Source organism: Cryobacterium sp. Hh11 (assembly GCF_004404045.1).
Taxonomy (GTDB): domain Bacteria; phylum Actinomycetota; class Actinomycetes; order Actinomycetales; family Microbacteriaceae; genus Cryobacterium; species Cryobacterium levicorallinum.
Window position 1 is genome coordinate 184,306 of record NZ_SOHF01000015.1, and the last position, 16,842, is coordinate 201,147.

At 64.9% G+C, this 16,842-nt stretch carries 16 protein-coding genes and 1 pseudogene; 9 read left to right on the forward strand and 8 right to left on the reverse strand.

Features of this window, described 5'->3' with window-relative positions:
* Nucleotides 1–74 precede the first annotated feature (74 nt).
* Entirely contained in the window at nt 75–857 is a 783-nt protein-coding gene (locus tag E3T46_RS06285; RefSeq protein ID WP_134577877.1) for an ABC transporter ATP-binding protein, read from the forward strand.
* A 173-nt stretch (nt 858–1,030) separates the two neighbouring features.
* Nucleotides 1,031–1,282 (forward strand): type B 50S ribosomal protein L31, encoded by a 252-nt coding sequence (locus E3T46_RS06290; protein ID WP_092448573.1) that lies wholly within the window; start codon nt 1,031–1,033, stop codon nt 1,280–1,282.
* A 105-nt stretch (nt 1,283–1,387) separates the two neighbouring features.
* Here the strand turns inward: E3T46_RS06290 and E3T46_RS06295 are convergent, their stop codons facing one another.
* From E3T46_RS06295 to treS, 4 genes are all read right to left on the reverse strand, one after another.
* Nucleotides 1,388–2,074, reverse strand: coding sequence for an exonuclease domain-containing protein (locus E3T46_RS06295; protein WP_134577878.1), 687 nt, complete (start codon nt 2,072–2,074; stop codon nt 1,388–1,390).
* 225 nt (nt 2,075–2,299) lie between these two features.
* On the reverse strand, nt 2,300–3,013 hold the full coding sequence (locus E3T46_RS06300; protein ID WP_104132461.1) for a GAF and ANTAR domain-containing protein: 714 nt from the start codon (nt 3,011–3,013) through the stop codon (nt 2,300–2,302).
* 29 nt (nt 3,014–3,042) lie between these two features.
* Nucleotides 3,043–3,723: a GAF and ANTAR domain-containing protein gene (locus E3T46_RS06305; RefSeq protein ID WP_241980491.1), complete on the reverse strand. Its 681-nt coding sequence runs from the start codon at nt 3,721–3,723 to the stop codon at nt 3,043–3,045.
* A 143-nt stretch (nt 3,724–3,866) separates the two neighbouring features.
* The gene (gene treS, locus E3T46_RS06310; RefSeq protein WP_134442086.1) at nt 3,867–5,564 is read right to left on the reverse strand and encodes a maltose alpha-D-glucosyltransferase; all 1,698 of its coding nucleotides are present in this window, start codon (nt 5,562–5,564) and stop codon (nt 3,867–3,869) included.
* A 118-nt stretch (nt 5,565–5,682) separates the two neighbouring features.
* Here treS and E3T46_RS06315 point away from each other — a divergent pair, with 118 nt between their 5' ends.
* The 3 genes and pseudogenes from E3T46_RS06315 to E3T46_RS18395 all read left to right on the forward strand — a co-directional run.
* Complete coding sequence (locus E3T46_RS06315; RefSeq protein ID WP_241978836.1) at nt 5,683–6,645, forward strand: alpha/beta hydrolase; 963 nt, start codon at nt 5,683–5,685, stop codon at nt 6,643–6,645.
* A complete protein-coding gene (locus E3T46_RS06320; protein WP_134577879.1) occupies nt 6,642–7,712 on the forward strand; it encodes a glycosyltransferase family 1 protein in 1,071 nt (356 codons plus the stop codon). The genes E3T46_RS06315 and E3T46_RS06320 overlap by 4 nt, the downstream gene beginning before the upstream one ends.
* Nucleotides 7,713–7,836: 124 nt before the next feature.
* A pseudogene (locus E3T46_RS18395) lies at nt 7,837–8,182 on the forward strand (MFS transporter); the annotation flags it as partial.
* 295 nt (nt 8,183–8,477) lie between these two features.
* Here the strand turns inward: E3T46_RS18395 and E3T46_RS06330 are convergent.
* Both E3T46_RS06330 and E3T46_RS06335 read right to left on the reverse strand, forming a co-directional pair.
* Entirely contained in the window at nt 8,478–9,080 is a 603-nt protein-coding gene (locus E3T46_RS06330; RefSeq protein ID WP_134577880.1) for a histidine phosphatase family protein, read from the reverse strand.
* A gap of 51 nt (nt 9,081–9,131) precedes the next feature.
* Nucleotides 9,132–10,055, reverse strand: coding sequence for an NAD-dependent protein deacetylase (locus E3T46_RS06335; protein ID WP_134577881.1), 924 nt, complete (start codon nt 10,053–10,055; stop codon nt 9,132–9,134).
* Nucleotides 10,056–10,185: 130 nt separating this feature from the next.
* On the opposite strand from E3T46_RS06335, the gene E3T46_RS06340 reads away from it, so the two are divergent.
* Both E3T46_RS06340 and E3T46_RS06345 read left to right on the forward strand, forming a co-directional pair.
* Entirely contained in the window at nt 10,186–10,995 is an 810-nt protein-coding gene (locus E3T46_RS06340) for an RNA methyltransferase (protein WP_134577882.1), read from the forward strand.
* A gap of 44 nt (nt 10,996–11,039) precedes the next feature.
* A complete protein-coding gene (locus E3T46_RS06345) occupies nt 11,040–12,275 on the forward strand; it encodes a D-alanyl-D-alanine carboxypeptidase (RefSeq protein WP_134577883.1) in 1,236 nt (411 codons plus the stop codon).
* A gap of 61 nt (nt 12,276–12,336) precedes the next feature.
* Here E3T46_RS06345 and E3T46_RS06350 read toward each other — a convergent pair whose 3' ends face one another.
* Nucleotides 12,337–13,125 (reverse strand): SGNH/GDSL hydrolase family protein, encoded by a 789-nt coding sequence (locus tag E3T46_RS06350; RefSeq protein WP_134577884.1) that lies wholly within the window; start codon nt 13,123–13,125, stop codon nt 12,337–12,339.
* An 87-nt stretch (nt 13,126–13,212) separates the two neighbouring features.
* On the opposite strand from E3T46_RS06350, the gene E3T46_RS06355 reads away from it, so the two are divergent.
* Entirely contained in the window at nt 13,213–15,030 is a 1,818-nt protein-coding gene (locus tag E3T46_RS06355; RefSeq protein WP_134577885.1) for a DEAD/DEAH box helicase, read from the forward strand.
* Here E3T46_RS06355 and E3T46_RS06360 read toward each other — a convergent pair.
* Nucleotides 15,027–16,229, reverse strand: a complete 1,203-nt coding sequence (locus tag E3T46_RS06360; protein ID WP_134577886.1) for a PLP-dependent aspartate aminotransferase family protein — start codon at nt 16,227–16,229, stop codon at nt 15,027–15,029. The genes E3T46_RS06355 and E3T46_RS06360 overlap by 4 nt on opposite strands.
* Nucleotides 16,230–16,335: 106 nt before the next feature.
* Between E3T46_RS06360 and E3T46_RS06365 the strand changes: the two genes are divergently transcribed.
* Nucleotides 16,336–16,815, forward strand: a complete 480-nt coding sequence (locus tag E3T46_RS06365) for an Lrp/AsnC family transcriptional regulator (protein WP_092107921.1) — start codon at nt 16,336–16,338, stop codon at nt 16,813–16,815.
* The last annotated feature ends 27 nt before the right edge of the window (nt 16,816–16,842 follow it).

Sequence of the window (16,842 nt, forward strand, 5' to 3'; positions counted from 1 at the left end):
CGCGTCCCACTGCGACGCGCCGAGGCAGGTTCGCACGGTCTGTCGGCAAGCGCGGCGCCCGATAACATGGCTGTATGGTCAACGTTTTGCATTTCACCGACGTCTCCGTCGTCCGGGGTGGCACCGCCATCCTCGACTCAGTGAATTGGAGCGTCGACGACGACCAACGCTGGGTGATTCTCGGCCCCAACGGTGCCGGCAAGACCACCCTGTTGCAGATCGCCGCCGCCTTCATGCACCCGTCGACCGGGCAGGCCGAGGTGCTCGATGAGACCCTCGGTGGAACGGATGTCTTCGAGCTGCGGCCCCGTATCGGCTTCGCTTCGACCGCCATGGCGCGCAAGGTTCCCGGCAACGAAAAGGTCATCGACGTTGTCATGACGGCCGCGTACTCGGTGACTGGCCGCTGGAATGAAGAATATGCAACCATCGATGAACGCCGTGCCCAGCGCGTTCTGCAGGAATGGAACCTCGATCACCTCGCCGATCGCAAGTTCGGCACCCTCAGTGACGGCGAGCAGAAGCGGGTGCAAATCGCCCGCTCGGTCATGACCGATCCGGAGATGCTGCTGCTCGATGAGCCCGCCGCGAGCCTGGACCTCGGTGCCCGGGAATCCCTGCTGCAGCTGCTGAGTGGTTTTGCCCGCGAGACGAACTCTCCGGCCATCATCATGGTGACCCATCACGTCGAAGAAATTCCCCTCGGATTCACGCACGTACTGCTGTTGTCGCAGGGCAAGATCGTCGCCGCCGGCCCGATCGCTGAGGCGCTCACCGCCACGGCGCTCAGCGAGACCTTCGGTCTCAAGATTGAGCTCACCGAGACAGATGGACGCTACGCGGCACGAGCGATCTAGGGCGGTTGCTTTCGCCGCGCGCCCAGCGCTCCAAAGCCACGGTGTTCTGCTAAAGTTAGTGGCTGGCCATTTGGCCAACCAGCTTGTCGCCTCCTGGGGCTGCGGGCCCAACATTCGAACAGCACTGTGACCAGTTACAAGTCTGTTCACCAGAAGTGCAAAAGGAAATTCTCATGAAGTCTGACATCCACCCCGAGTACGCTCCCGTGGTCTTTCGCGACCTCGCCTCCGGTGCGACCTTCCTGACTCGTTCGACGGTCTCCAGCAAGAAGACCATCGAGTGGGAAGACGGAACCACGTACCCGGTCATCGACGTGGAAATCTCCTCCGAGTCGCACCCGTTCTACACGGGCAAGCAGCGCATCATGGACTCCGCCGGACGCGTGGAGAAGTTCAACTCGCGCTACAAGGGTTTCGGCAAATAGGCCCTGTTTTTTAGTTCCAACGAAAAAGCGACCAGCCTCGGCTGGTCGCTTTTTCGTATCTGGAGTTGGTTGCTTAGCGCTGGTCCTAGTTAGCGCTGGTCCTAGTTAGCGCTGGGGCCAGGCAGTATCGGCCAAAAATTCGGGATCGCGGCCGCGGCGCATGTATTCCTGAAAGCTTTCGGCCTGCTGGCGATACCAAGTGACCTGCAGGGCGTGCATCTCATCGAGGGTGGTCGGCAGGGCCACGCGGTGCGCGCGGTGAATCGCCTGGGCGACCCGGCCGGCGGCGATCGCATCCGCACCGGCATCGTGCGCGTCATCGAGGCTGACACCGTAGAACGCGCTCGTCACTTCGAGGGTGCGCTTCCCCTTGCGGTACTTGTCGACGGCCTTGTCAATGACGAGGGGGTCGACCACCGGGCTGGGGGAGACGAGCGGGGCGATGCCATAGCGCACGGCTTCACGATTGAGCAGGGTGAGGTCGTACGGGGCGTTGTAGGCGACGATGGGCAGTCCGTCGGCCAGGTGCGCGCGAAGTGCCGCAACGATCTCGGCGACGGCTTCGGTGGCGACGCGACCGTGTTGCACGGCGTGCTCCGTGGTGATGCCGTGCACGTTGGTGGCACCGGCGGGAATCTCAACGCCCGGATCGACGAGCCAGTCGATGCGCTCGACGGCGGTGCCGCTCGCGTCGAGGACTGCGACGGTGGCCGACACGATGCGGCAGGATTCTACGTCGATGCCGGTGGTCTCAAGGTCGAATACGGCGAGGTGATCGCTCCAGGTGCTCATACTTCAACCCTAGGGCCGACCACCGACACACTTCCGCGGCGCCACTCTCCGGCGAGAGAACGGGCCGCGAGCGCTGAGATCGACCTAGGAGTTGCGGGTGGCTCACGTCCGGCGTAGGTGGTCGGTACGCGGGGCACAATGCTGGACTTCGGCGCCGCAGTGTCTGTTGCCAGCAACCAACGCGGTTGCGTCCCGGAGTGGGGTCAGCTATCGGCGGGGAATTCGTTAGAGCCGAATGCGACGGTTGATGACATTCTCGGCGCTCTCGCGCATGGTGTGGTTGCGGGCGCGGGCATCCGCTCGTAATCTCTTGAAGGCTTCGTCCATGTCGACGGTGCTGAGCTGGGCGATGACCCCCTTGGCCTGTTCAATCACGATGCGGCTGTTGAGGGCACGTTGCAGCTGTTCGTTGACCACGGCGTCTTCGCGCACGGTGCGTTCCTGCAGAATGCTGATCGTTGCAACGTCAGCCATGGCCTGGCCGATAGCAGCGTCTTCGGGTGTGACATCGCCGGTCTCGGTACGGAACAGATTGAGAGCGCCGATCGCCCGGTTACGTACCCGCATGGGAATGGCGTGCACCGAGCGGAAACCCTGGGACAGCGCGGCCGCCTTGAAAACGGGGTAGGTATCGCCGGAAGCAGCGATATCGCCCATGGTGACGACCTTGCCGGTGAGGTAACAGTCAACGCACGGCCCGGCGCCGGCCTGCTGTTGCAAAACTTCGACGAGATAACTTTCCTCGCTGGTTGAGGCGACGACCTGCAGTTCGCCGCTCGGATCGGCCAGCAGGAGGCCGGCAGCTGAGGCGTCGAGCAACTCAACGCATTCCTCGACGAGGGTGTGCAGCACGTCGAGAACGTCATATTCGCCCACCAGAGTGTCCGTCAACTTCACGAAGGCGGCGCTCACCATCGAGGCACGAGTCTGAGTGACCATGGGTTAATTCTATGACCTTTCCTGTTTTTTTACTCGGTTTCCGGCGTGAACTGCAACCGCCGCGCAACCACGTCACCGGCGATCGTGCGCACGGTCTTGCCGTGCGCAAACGCGTGCCCGCGCAGGAGTAGCAGCGCATCCGTCGGCGTGACATTCATCTGCACGAGCACCATGCCGGTGGCCTGATGAATTTCCCGCCTCGACAGGGGAGAAGCCTCCGTAATCGTCGCTGACGCGGTGGATTCCTTGACCCGAAGCAGCCGATCCAACAGGTTCCAGGCGGTTTGGTTGGCCAGGACCAGTGCTTTCGCCCGGTCGGTGCGATCCAGCGCTCCGGAGGTGGTGCTGTAGAGCTCGACGATGCCCACATCGAGCGCGCCGAGGGTGAGTGGAAAAACGTAGAGCGCCTCCACCTCGGTGTCCAAAAGTGCCGAGAAAAAGACCGGCCAGAGCGGATGCTCACCCTCGCGCACCCGAGGTTCGAGCACGGGAATGCGCGTGCGCGCCGCCTCCCACCGGGGGCCTTCGCCCAAATCGAACTGAAGCTCATCGAGGCGAGCGGCCAGCCCATCGGTGGCGCAGACAACCGTTTCGGGAACGGCCCCGCCAAAGACCGAAACCGCAGCGCCGGTGACCGGCAACGCGTCGAGAAATTTGGCGCACAGCGCCACGTCTTCGACGCCACAATCTGAGCTGGACAATTCAGGCACGATCGACCGGCCTCCAGACCTAGGACGACAGCTTGCTAGTCCTAAGGATACGTGCCATCGGTTGCGGCAACAAGGACAGCGGATGAGCTTTTGCCGAGCTCGCAGCATCCGGTTATCTGCGGCAGCATTCGTTTAATTGCCTGTCAACCGCAGTGCAGCCAGTAGAAGCTCTGCGCACCCAGGGTGAGCGTGAGCGATCCTTCGTCATTGAAGCTCGGAAAGACTGCTCCACCGAACAGGTCGTACAACCGCGTTCCGGCCATGTCGACGTCGTCGATCGTGAACGCGACCGGGTTGTGCGAGAAACTGAACACGCACAGCACGGTTTCGGGCTGGTCGCCAAACATGGAGCCGGAGCCGGCGTAGCTGCGGGTGAACACCAACACCGATTCGTGGTTGGTATTGAGCACGCGGATCGTGCCGAGTCCGAAGGTCTGGTGTGCCTTACGCACGTGGATCACATTGCGAATCCAGTGCAGGAGCGAACCGGACTGGGCCAGCTGCGACTCCACGTTGGTCTGGGTGAAGTTGTAGACGAGGGACTGCACAACGGGCAGAAATAGCTTGCCGGGATCGGCATCCGAAAAACCGGCATTGCGGTCGGGGGTCCACTGCATCGGCGTACGCGAACTGTCCCGGTCGGGAAGCCAGATGTTGTCGCCCATGCCGATCTCATCGCCGTAGTACAGAAACGGGCTGCCAGGCAGGGCAAACAGCAGGGCGTGGGCCAGTTCCAGCTCGGCCCGCGAATTGTCGAGCAGCGGGGCGAGCCGTCTGCGGATGCCGATATTGGCGCGCATCCGCGGGTCGTAGGCGTACCAGCCGTACATAGCCTGCCGGTATTCCTCGCTGACCATTTCGAGGGTGAGCTCGTCGTGGTTGCGCAGGAATACGCCCCAGCCGGCGCCCTCGGGGATGTCGGTCGTTTCGGAGAGCACTCGCACCAGTTCGTTGGCCTGCTGGGAACGTAAAGAGTAGAAAATGCGTGGCATGACCGGAAAGTCGAACGCCATGTGGCATTCCGGTTCTTCCTCGGTGCCGAAGAAGGCAGCGACCTCGCGGGGCCATTGGTTGGCCTCGGCGATCATGACTCGGCCAGGATAGTCGCGGTCGACCATGGCCCGCAGACGCTTGACGAACTCGTGAGTCGGCGGCTCGCCCTCACCGTTGCCCTCTTCGGACTCGAACAGGTAGGGGATCGCGTCGAGCCGAAAGCCGTCGACGCCGAGGTCGAGCCAGAAGCGGATGACGTCGAAGATCGCCTCCTGCACGGCCGGGTTTTCAAAGTTGAGGTCGGGCTGGTGCGAGAAGAAGCGGTGAAAAAAGAACTGCCGACGTACCGGGTCGAACGCCCAGTTCGATTCCTCGGTGTCGGTGAAGATGATGCGAATGTTGGGGTACCGCTCGTCGGTGTCACTCCAGACATAGAAGTCGCCGTAGGGCCCGTCCGGGTCTTCACGGGACTGCTGAAACCATTCGTGCTGGTCCGAGGTGTGGTTGAGCGGAAAATCGATCACGATGCGCATGTTACGTTCGTGCGCCTTGGTGACGAGATCCTTGAATTCCTCGAGGGTACCGAACTCCGGCAAAATCGTGCGGTAGTCGGCCACGTCGTAACCGCCGTCTTTCAGCGGAGAGTTGAAGAACGGCGGAATCCACAGGGCGTCGATTCCGAGCCACTGCAGGTAGTCGAGCTTCGATACCAGCCCGGAGAGATCGCCGGATCCATCGGCGTTGCTGTCCACGAAGGAACGAACCATCACCTCGTAGAAGACGGCGCGGCGATACCACAGCGGGTCGAGGGCCAATCCGGGTAACTGAATGGGGGCGGTGAAACTCACGGCTGTCCTTCCGTCCCCGCAAAGGGCTCTCTCTCGTTGCGCGTCGTGGCTTGAGTCTAGATCGAGCGATCCGGTTCAGGTCCAGCTTTGCGGAAGTCTCCCGCCTAAACTAGGGCCGGTGATCGTTTCTTCTCCCTACGACAAAGTCCTGGCTGGCCTGACGGTGCGCGAACTCACGGCATCCGTTCTCGGTGCGAACGGGCGAAGCAGCGCCACCCAATACTGGGAATACGGCGACCCCGCCGCCACGACCACTCTGGTTCTCGTGCACGGGTTTCGCGGCGATCACCACGGACTGCAACTGGTCGTGGCCGAGATGCTCGGTGCCGGTGAATTGTCCAGGGCCGTCGAAACGGATGCCGCAGCTCCCGCCCTGCGCATCATCGCACCGGACCTGCCCGGATTCGGCCGGTCGGAGCCGCTCCCCGACGGGGACCATTCCCTGGCCGGATACGCCCGCTGGCTGCGCGAATTTCTCAAGGTACTGGCCCCCACGGGGCGTCTGGTCGTGCTCGGGCATTCCTTCGGGTCGATCGTGGTCGCCGCGGCCGTCGCCGAGGGGCTGGCCGCCGACGACGTCGTTCTGGTCAACCCGATCGCCGCCCCGGCATTGTCCGGACCGCGCGGAATTCTGACCCGACTGGCCGTCTTCTACTACTGGGCCGCAGCATCCCTTCCGGAACGGTGGGGCTACGCTCTGCTGCAGAACCGGGCTATCGTGCGCGTCATGAGCGTGAGCATGGCGAAAACGCGGGACCCGGCGTTGCGGCGCTGGATCCACAACCAGCACGATCGATACTTCAGCGCCTTCGCAAACCGTCAGGTGGTCATGGCGGCGTTCACCGCTTCGGTCAGCCACGACGTGAGCGAATTTGCGGCACGCATTCGGCAACCGACGCTGTTGATCGCGGCCGACCGCGACGACATCACACCGCTCGACGCGCAATATCGGTTGCAGAGCTTGTTCCCGAACGCGACCTTGCGCGTCGTCGACAACGTGGGTCACCTCATCCACTATGAAACGCCGAAACCGGCGGCCACCTACATTCGTGAATTTCTTGCCGAGGAGCGACCGGAGTGAAAATCGTGGTCGACTGCCGGTACGTCCGTTTGGATCAGCACGACGGCATCAGCCGGTACACCGCTGGTTTGGTGACCGAACTCGGCCGGCTGCATCCGCTCACCATGCTGATCAGCGACCATCGGCAACTGGCGATGTTGCCGGCCTTGCCGTGGCAGCTTGTGCGGGCACCGACCAGTCTGCTCGAACCGCTGATCGCGCTGTCGGTCAACCGGTTGAAGCCCGACGTGGTGTTCAGTCCGATGCAGACCATGGGCTCGTGGGGCCGCAAGTATCGGCTGTTTCTCACCGTGCACGACCTCATTTATTACCGCAACCGCACACCACCGCGTGACCTGCCCGCGTTTATCCGTCTGCTCTGGCGGGCCTACCACCTCTCCTGGTGGCCACAGCGGATGCTGCTCAACGGCGCCGACGGCGTCGTGACCGTGTCCGAGACCACCCGGACGCTGATCACAGAGCATCGGCTCACCCGGCGACCGGTCACGGTGGTGGCCAACGCCGCCGATCCCGCTCTGGGGGCGGTGCGTCATCGCAGCATTCCGGAGACCACCCGGCTCGTCTACATGGGCTCGTTCATGCCGTACAAGAACCTCGACACCCTGGTTCTGGCCATGGCGGACCTGCCGGAATACGAGCTGCATCTGCTCAGCCGGGTGTCCGCAGCCGAACGTTCCCGGCTGAGCCGCCGCGCCCCGCAGGCGCGCCTGGTCTTTCACGATGGGGTCAGCGATGCCGATTATCACCGGTTGTTGCGCTCGGCCACCGCACTGGTGACCGCCTCGTTCGATGAGGGCTTTGGAATTCCGCTGGTCGAGGCGATGAGCCTCGGCATCCCCGTTGTGGTCAGCGACATTCCCATTTTTCGGGAGATCGGCGGGGTCGCCGCCCTGTATTTCGACCCTCGCAGCGAGAATTCCATTGCTAAGGCTGTTCGGCGTCTCGCCGAGCCGGGGGAGTGGGCGGCCAGATCGGCCCAGTCAGTCGATCAGGCGGCGCGGTTCACCTGGGCCGCTTCGGCCCGAACCCTGCTCGAGGTATTGGAAGGTACCGAGCCCCCGGCATAGCCGTTCGCGATCCGTGACCTAATGCCGTGAATCGACCGAGATTCGCCTGAGAATTCGCTCATCTCAAATGATGACACGATTCGGCCGGCGCCGCCCAGGCACGGAAAGCGGGTCGGGTCTCTCTCTGCTGTGGCCCCGCGGCATCCACCCGGCCTGGATCATCGCCGCCGTGGCCTTTCTTGCGCTCTTCGGTGCGGCCGGATTCCGTGCGGCCCCCGGAGTGCTCATGGTGCCGATCGAGGAGGAATTCTCCTGGTCGAGGGGGGGAACTCGCGGCAGCCGTTGGGGTGAACCTGCTGTTGTTCGGTCTGACCGCGCCGTTCGCCGCTGCCCTGATGCAGAGATTCGGCATTCGCGGAGTGACGACGGGTGCGCTCTTCATCGTCGCAGCGGGAAGTGCTCTCAGTACCTTCGCCACGTCACCGTGGCACCTCATGCTCACCTGGGGGGTGCTGATCGGCACCGGAACGCCGCCGCCGGCCTCTGCATCATCGCCGCGGTGGTCAGCGTGAGCATTCGCCGCGGATCCCCGACCGGCGATGCCGTTCCAACGGCCAGGGTCAACGCCGACAAATTTGAGTAGCGGCGAAGGTCACGCGTGCAGGGCTTGTGGCCACGCGTGAGGTGCCAACTTTGGCCGCATGGTGCTCGCCGCTCGCGAAAACAAAGGGGCGAAAAGTGGCACCTCGCTCCGCTGAGGCATCCCGCTGAACACGAGGTGCCAATTTCAGCGCCCTAAAGGCGCCCGCAGATCAGCTGGAGGCGTCACAGCACCGGCGACGAGCCGTGGTCGCCCGGCTGGCGCATCGCCGCATCGAAGTGGGTCAGCAGCAGCTGATCGTCCGCCCAGGCGAAATCGTGCACGGACCCATTGGCGATGTACTCGCCGTGCCGAGGGCGGTCGCCGTCCGTGAGGTGACGCAGCAGCGTTCCGATGATGCCGCCGTGACTCAACACGAGAACGGATTGGCCAGTATGCCTGGCGGCAAGTGCTGATAGCGCAGCGAGCACCCGGTCGATGACGTCGCGGCGGGTCTCGAGTCCGGGAACGGCCACACCGTCAGGAAAACGGTGCTGACGCTCGGCGAAGGTGAGGCCCTCGATGGCGCCGTGGTGACGTTCGGTCAGGGCGGGAACCACCTCGGGTTCCTCCAACCCGAGCTCCGCGGCAATAATTCTGGCCGATTCCGCAGCGCGCATCAGAGGGCTGGTCACGATGGCATCCCACTGCCGGCTCTGCAGACGCTCAGCGGCGGCGACGGCTTCGGCGCGCCCGGTGGCGTTGAGGGGAATGTCGGTGCGGCCCTGGATCCGCTGGTTCAAATTCCAGTCGGTCTGGCCATGACGCACAATGGCGAACCTGGTCACGAGTGATTGCCCCGATTCACCGGTGATTTCCAGGGCCGCGCACAAGCGCGGTCAGCCCAGCAGCCGGTCGGCCAGTGCGGCGAGGGTTTCGCTGGTTCCGGCCTCGAGCTTGTGCAGGGCTCGCCCGTCGCCCTTGGTCGCCCCACGGTTGATCACGATGATCGGCAGTTTGCGGCGCCTGGCCTGTTCCACCAGACGGATGCCCGAATTCACCGCGAGCGACGACCCGGCAACGATCAGGGCATCCGCAGCCTGAATCAAAGCGGATGCCTCCAGAAACGTTTCCGTCGGCACGAGTTCACCGAAAAAGACCACCCGGGGCTTGAGCATGCCGCCACAGACCGTGCAGGCCGGCACCACGAAGTCGTCGATGTTGCCGACGTCGGCATCGCCGTCCGGAGCGATTCGGATGCTGTCCGAATCACGCAGAACCGGGTTGTCGGCCTCCAGCCGGGCAGCGATGCTATCCCGGCCGAATGCCTGCCCGCAGTCCAGGCAGATGACCCGGTCGAGGGACCCGTGCAGTTCGACGACATGGCGCGATCCGGCCCGGGTATGCAGTCCGTCAACGTTTTGGGTGATGACCCCGGCAATGGCGCCGGCGCTTTCCAGCTGCACGAGAGAACGGTGTCCGAGGTTAGGTTCGGCCCGTCGAAACACGCTCCAGCCCAGGTGGCTGCCGGCCCAATAGCGTTTGCGGGATCGTTCGTCGGCGACAAAGGTCTGAAAGGTCATCGGCGTGCGCTTCGGCGCGCCTTCCCCGCGATAATCGGGAATTCCCGAATCGGTGCTGAGGCCGGCGCCGGTGAGCACGGCGGCGCGCTTGCCGCGCAGGAGCGTGGCGACGGCATCCACTGCCCGCTCGGAATCGAGGGCAACCGCCGAGGCGAGCGCGGCGTCGGCGTCGGGGGCGTCGGTTGGCTCGAGCGCGTCCACCAGGACCGTGTCGCGGGGCACGACCGAGTCGGCAGTCATCGGCGTTCCTTTCGGGCAGAGACGGGCAGCAAAAGTTGTTGGTCCCTTGATTCTAAACTCGTCTGTTTTCCCGTTTGACTACCCACCTGTCAGGCTTGAGCTCAATACCCCTTCTGAAAGGCACTTTTCCGTGCAGATCACCCGCATTACCGACCTGTCCAGCCCGGGTCTCGCCGACTATTCGCGTTTGACCGACGTCGCACTGCGACGAGTGCTGGAGCCGGCCGGCGGCCTCTATATCGCCGAGTCACCCAAGGTCATTGCTCGTGCTCTTCGGGCCGGCCATCGTCCGCGCTCCCTACTTATTCAGGAACAGTGGATGCCCGACGCCGAACGATTGCTCGCCGACTGGCCCGAAGTTCCGGTTTATGTCGGCGACGCGAGCGTGCTGGAACAGCTGACCGGCTACAACCTGCATCGCGGTGCCCTCGCCGCGATGCACCGGCCGGTGCTCGAGCCGGTCGAGGCGCTTCTCACCCAGGCCCGCCGCATCGTGATCCTCGAAGACATCGTCGACCACACCAACGTCGGGGCCATCTTTCGCTCCGTGGCCGGGCTCGGCGCCGATGCCGTGCTGATCACCCCGCGCTGCGCCGACCCGCTCTACCGGCGCAGCGTGCGCGTGAGCATGGGCACGGTGCTGCAGGTGCCGTGGACCCGCCTCCCGGAATGGAGCGTGGCCACCCCGCTGCTGCACGCCGCCGGTTTTCACCTCGCCGCGCTGGCGCTGGCCGACAATGCGGTCTCTCTGGACGTGTTTGCCGAGGCGCCGCCCGAGCGGCTCGCGATCATCCTCGGTGCCGAAGGCGACGGGCTCAGCCAGCACGCGCTCGAAGCCGCCGACACGGTCGTGACCATTCCGATGCTGCACGGCGTCGACTCGCTCAACGTCGCCTCCGCGAGCGCGGTCGCGCTGTACGCGCTGCGCACGCGGGCGTGAGCGCGCCGACCCGCCGAGCGCGACGAAGAAGTTAGGCTGAGCGGATGTCTCCCTCCCGGCGTGTCACCCTCCGACGGCGTCGACTCGCCGTCGCCAGCGTTCTGCTCGTGGTGCTGGGCGGCGTCGGCTATGTCGGCGCCACCGCCCTGGCTCCCGTTCCGGAGAGCGCTGCCACGATCGTGCAGCCAGCGGCGCTGACCCAACCAGCCGCCGCTTTGGTCTGGCCGACCTTCGGTGAAAGCGCGATCGGCGCAGTCGGTTTTCCCGGCGTGCTGGCCTCGAGCGGCGAACAGGACACGGTGCCGATCGCGAGCATCACCAAGATGGTCACCGCCCTCGTCATCCTCGATGCCAAACCACTGGGCGCGGGGGAGGACGGCCCCGCGATTACGTTCACCGACGCCGACGTCGATATCTACTACGAGGTGATCGCCGAAAATGGGTCGGTTGCGCCCGTGGTCGCCGGAATGGAACTGACCCAGCGGCAGGCTTTCGAAGCAATGCTGCTGCCCTCGGCCAACAATTATGCGGCGTCTCTCGCGGTGTGGGCGTTCGGCTCGACCGACGGCTACCTGGCGGCAGCGAAAACCTGGCTGGCCGACAACTCACTCAGCCAGACCAGCGTCGCCGACACGAGCGGCATCTCGTCGTCGAGCGTGAGCACTCCGGCCGACCTCGTTGAGATCGGCAAGCTCGTCGTCGGTCACCCGGCGCTGGCCGAAATCGTCGCCCTGCCCTCGGCGGTGCTGCCGGTCATCGGCACGGTAACCAACACCAACAAGCTGCTCGGTCGCGACGGCGTCGACGGTATCAAGACCGGTACAACGGATGTCGCCGGCGCCTGCCTGCTCTTTTCCACCGATTTCACCGTCGGCGACAACACAGTCACGCTCGTAGGCGTGATGCTGGGTGGCGACACCCACTCCGAACTCAATTCGGCGATCGCGGCGCTGATCCAGAGTGTGCAGCCCGGGTTCCACGACGTCGTCCTGGCCGAGGCCGGCACCGTGTACGGCAGCTATAGGACCCAGTGGGGTGACGTGAGCGATATCGTCGCCGCGCGGGCGGCATCCGCTTTGGTCTGGTCAGACTCACCTATTTCGGGTTCCGCGACGGCGACCGATTTGCAGCTGGGCCGGGCCGGCGACGACGTCGGCGAGTTGTCGTTCACGATCGGCACGGGATCTCCGGTGACGGTGCCGCTTGAACTGCAGGACAGCGTCACCGATCCCGGCCCGGCCTGGCGCATGGGCCACCCGGGCGAACTCGCCGCCGGCTGACCCGCCCGGCTGCCCACTCGCCCGGCCACGACCTGCCCCGTCTAGTGGACCGAAATGCGGGTCAGACGCGGGGGAGCGTGGAGGGGCCGGCTTTGGGACGCTTGGGCAGGACGTGATCGCCGGAGGACTGGTGGCGCACCCGGCGCAGCACCCACGGCACGAGGTACTCCCGCGCCCAGACAAAATCTTCGGTGCGGGCCTGCCGCCAGGTGGTTCCGGGCATGGGCTCCGGCTCGCTCGGCTCGAGCGAGTTCTTCACATTGAGGGTCTGCAACACCATGCGCGCCACGGTGTGGTGCCCGAGGGCGTTGAGGTGCAGCCGGTCGGGCGCCCACATGCGCGGATCCTGAATTTCGGTGAGCTGCCACATGTCGGCCACGATGCAGTCGTACTTCGTGGCAATGGCCCGGATATTCTCGTTGTAGATCGCGACCTTGCCGCGAATGCTACGAAACACGGGAGAGAATCCCACGTCGGCTCCGGTGAACAGCACGACCGTCGCGCCGTCCCGGGAGAGCCCGGAAACCACCTCATCGCAGCGGGCCGCGATGAAATCCGGGTCAGTTCCGGGACGAATGACGTCGTTGCCGCCGGCCGAAATCGTGATCAGGTCCGGGCGCAGGGCCAGCGCTGGCTCGATCTGTTCGTCGGCGATCTGCCGGATGAGTTTGCCGCGCACGGCCAGGTTGGCATAGGCGAAATCATCGGTCCCTTCGCTCAGTACCTCGGCGATCCGGTCGGCCCAGCCCCGGTGCCCACCAGGGCTCTGCTCTTCCGGGTCACCGATGCCCTCGGTGAACGAATCGCCGAGCGCGACGTAGCGCGACCATGGATGCTGTTGCTTCGTCATCAAACCATTGTGTCTGAACCCTGAGCCATTGGTGCAAACGGTGCCGTCGGCGACGAACGTCGGTGGTCTTTGGTAGATTTGTGAGAAGTGAATACTCCATCGGTTTTCGGTCCCGCGCAGGGAACGAGTGCAGCCGAACACCTGTCGCCGTCCTTCCCCGAACGCGCGGCCTGGGGTACCGCCGGCAAGCTGCGCGCCTGGCAGGCCGAGGCGCTCGAGGCCTACTTCGTGCACGAGCCACGCGACTTTCTCGCCGCGGCAACGCCGGGAGCGGGAAAGACCACGTTTGCCCTGCGCCTGGCCGCTGAACTCCGCTCCCGGCGCACAATCGACCGCATCACCGTTGTCGCGCCGACCGAGCATCTCAAAAACCAGTGGGCGGATGCTGCGGCGCGCGCCGGCATCCGTCTTGATCCCATGTTCAAGAACGCCGACCGCAGTTACGGCAGCCACTATCACGGCGTCGTCGTCACCTATGCCCAGGTGGCTGCCCGAGCCGCCCTGCACAAGCAGCTCACCGAGTCCAGCCGCACCCTGGTCATCCTCGACGAAATTCACCACGGGGGAGATGCCCTCAGCTGGGGCGACGCGATTCGTGAGGCCTTCGGCCCGGCCACCCGGCGCCTCTCACTTACCGGCACCCCGTTTCGCTCGGACACCTCGCCGATCCCGTTCGTCAGCTATCTGCCCGACAAACACGGCATCCGTATGTCGCAGAGCGACTATGCCTATGGCTACGGCCGAGCCCTCGCCGACGGTGTTGTGCGCCCGGTGATGTTCATGGTCTACGCCGGGCACATGAAGTGGCGTACCCGGGCCGGCGACGAGATGGAAGCCAAGCTCGGCGAGGGCAACGCCAAGGACATCACCAGCCAGGCCTGGCGCACCGCGCTCGAGCCCAGCGGGCAGTGGATTCCCTCGGTGCTGCGCGCCGCGAACTCCCGACTGACCGAGGTGCGGCGCGGCATTCCGGATGCCGGTGGCCTCGTCATTGCCACGGACCAGACCACCGCACGCGCCTACGCCGTCATCCTCGAGGACATCTGCGGTGAACCGGTCACCATTGTGCTCTCCGACGAGAAGGAAGCCAGCGACCGGATCGACGAGTTCTCCAAGAACACCCGTCGGTGGATGGTCGCCGTGCGCATGGTGTCGGAGGGCGTCGACGTGCCGCGGCTCGCCGTCGGTGTCTACGCGACCAGCGCGGCCACACCGCTGTACTTCGCCCAGGCGATCGGCCGGTTCGTGCGCGCGCGCCGACGCGGCGAAACGGCCTCCATTTTTCTGCCCAACGTGCCCGGGCTGCTCAGCCTCGCCAACGCGCTAGAGCTGGAACGCGATCACGCCCTCGATCGCAGCAATCGTGAAGACGGCGACGACGGCATGTACAACCCCGAAGATGCCATGGTCGCCGCGGCGAACAAGGAAGACAAGGCGTCAGACGACCTCGGCCTGGACGACTTCACCTGGCAGGCCCTCGACTCGCAGGCGACCTTCGACATGGTCATGTTCGACGGCGACGAATTCGGTGAGCTCGCCGAACCGGGCACCGACGAGGAATTCGACTTCATCGGCATCCCCGGCCTGCTCGAACCGGAACAGGTGTCGGAGCTGCTGCGTCAACGCCAGTCACGGCAGTCCAAACGTTCAACCGACAAGCGCAAGGATCCGGTGACAGGGGAGATCGCCCCGCTCGAGCCGCCGCCCCTGTACCGAACCCTGAAGGAACAGCGCACCCTGCTGTCGAGCCTCGTGGGCATGTGGTCCAAGCTCGCCAATGAACCGCACGGCATGATCCACGCGGAGATGCGTCGGATCTGCGGCGGGCCCGCCGTCGCCCAGGCCAGCGTGACCCAGCTGCAGATGCGGATCGATCTGCTGCGCCGCCGCCTCGGCCGCAGCTAGGCCGTCGCGACTGCTCCCACCGGCACGCGGGCGACCAGCAGGGCGGTGAGGATGTCGTCCATCAGATCGTCGACGTGCTCGAGCCCGATCGACAGCCGCACGATGCCGGCGCCCGGTCGTGCATCAGCCGCCACCGGTCGGTGGGTGAGCGAGGCCGGATGCTGCACGAGCGAATCGACCCCGCCGAGCGACACCGCGTGGGTGATCAGTCGCAGCGCCTCGGTGAAGCGCACGGCGGCGGCAAAGGAGCCGAGATCGAGCGCGATCAGGGACCCGGCCCCGGTGCTCTGCCTGCCGATCAGCCCGTGCGGGTCCTGGCCGGGCAGCCCGGGGTAGAGCACCCGGGTCAGCGCCGGATGGGCGCTGAGCCGGTCAGCAATCTCGCCAGCACTCGTCTGTTGGGCGCGCACCCGAATCGGCAGGGTGCGCAGCCCGCGATGCAGCAGGTATGCGTTGAACGGCTGCAGCAGGCCGCCGGTCAGCGCGCGTACCTGTCGCAGCCGCACCATCCACTCGGCCGGCCCGGACACCGTGCCGCCCATAGCATCGCCGTGACCGCCGAGAAACTTGGTCGCACTGTGCAGCACGAGCGTGGCGCCCGACTCGACCGGGCGCTGCAACACGGGCGTCGCAAAGGTGTTGTCCACCAGCACGGGAACCGAACCGGCAGCATTCGCCACCGCCCGGATGTCGGTCAACTCAAGCGTCGGGTTGGCCGGTGACTCCAGAATGACCAGACCGGTATCTGAACGGATGGCCGCACCAACGCCGGCCAGGTCGGTCCAGGTGACCGTCGTGCCGAGCAGCCCGTTCGCGAGAACATGATCGGTACCGCCATACAGGGGACGCAGCGCCACAATGTGCGGTTTGTCGGCCGTCACGGTGGCAATAAGGGTCGCGGTCAGGGCCGCCATGCCGGTGGCGAAGGCAACGGTGCCGGCGGTCCGTTCCAGGGCCGACAGTGCGTTCTCGAACCGGGCGACGCCCGGCTGCCACAGTCGCTGGTAGACGGCGGAATCGCCGGGTTCCGGCGTGCCGCCGGTGGCGAGGTTCTCGTAGGAATCCCCGCCAGACTCCACTCCGCGCAGCGGATTGGTGGTGGACAGATCGATGCCCGGAACGTGCGTTCCGGCCTCGGTGAGACCGTCCATTCCGGCGTGCACGGCAACGGTTTCGATATGTGACAGCGGTGGCAACATGAGCCAACAGAAACAGGTTCTGCCCTTGAACGCAAGTGACTATGCAGACCCTTGAAAATAACAAACCCGAATCGCATAAGCTTGCTAGAAATAAGGGAGTCTGCTGATGGAATCAAAGAAGCCGGAACTTGACCGGGTCGACCGTGCACTGCTGCGCGCCCTGTCGGTCAATGCTCGGGCCTCCGGTGCGGCCCTGGCCAGCGAGATCGGAGTGGCCGAGTCCACAGTATCGCTGCGACTGCGTCGGTTGCAGCAGCTCGGCCATATTCGTGGCTACCGGGCCAATATCGACCTGGCTGCGCTCGGGGCCAGCCTGCAGGCGCTTATTTCGGTGCGGCTGGCCAAACATGCCCGGGTGCAGATCGATGACTTTCGGAATGCCGCTCCGCACTGGCCCGGTGTGATCGGGCTCTTCCACACGGCCGGTGCCGACGACTACCTGCTGCACGTGGCTGCAGCGGATGCCTCGCACCTGCGCGACTTTGTGCTGGAACATCTCGCGGAGCATCCGGCCGTCGCCCATACCGAGACCAACCTGATCTTCGAGTATGTCGACGGTGATGGGTGGCAGGACCTGGTGAAGTAGGCCGGTCAGCCGCGAGGATTAAAACAA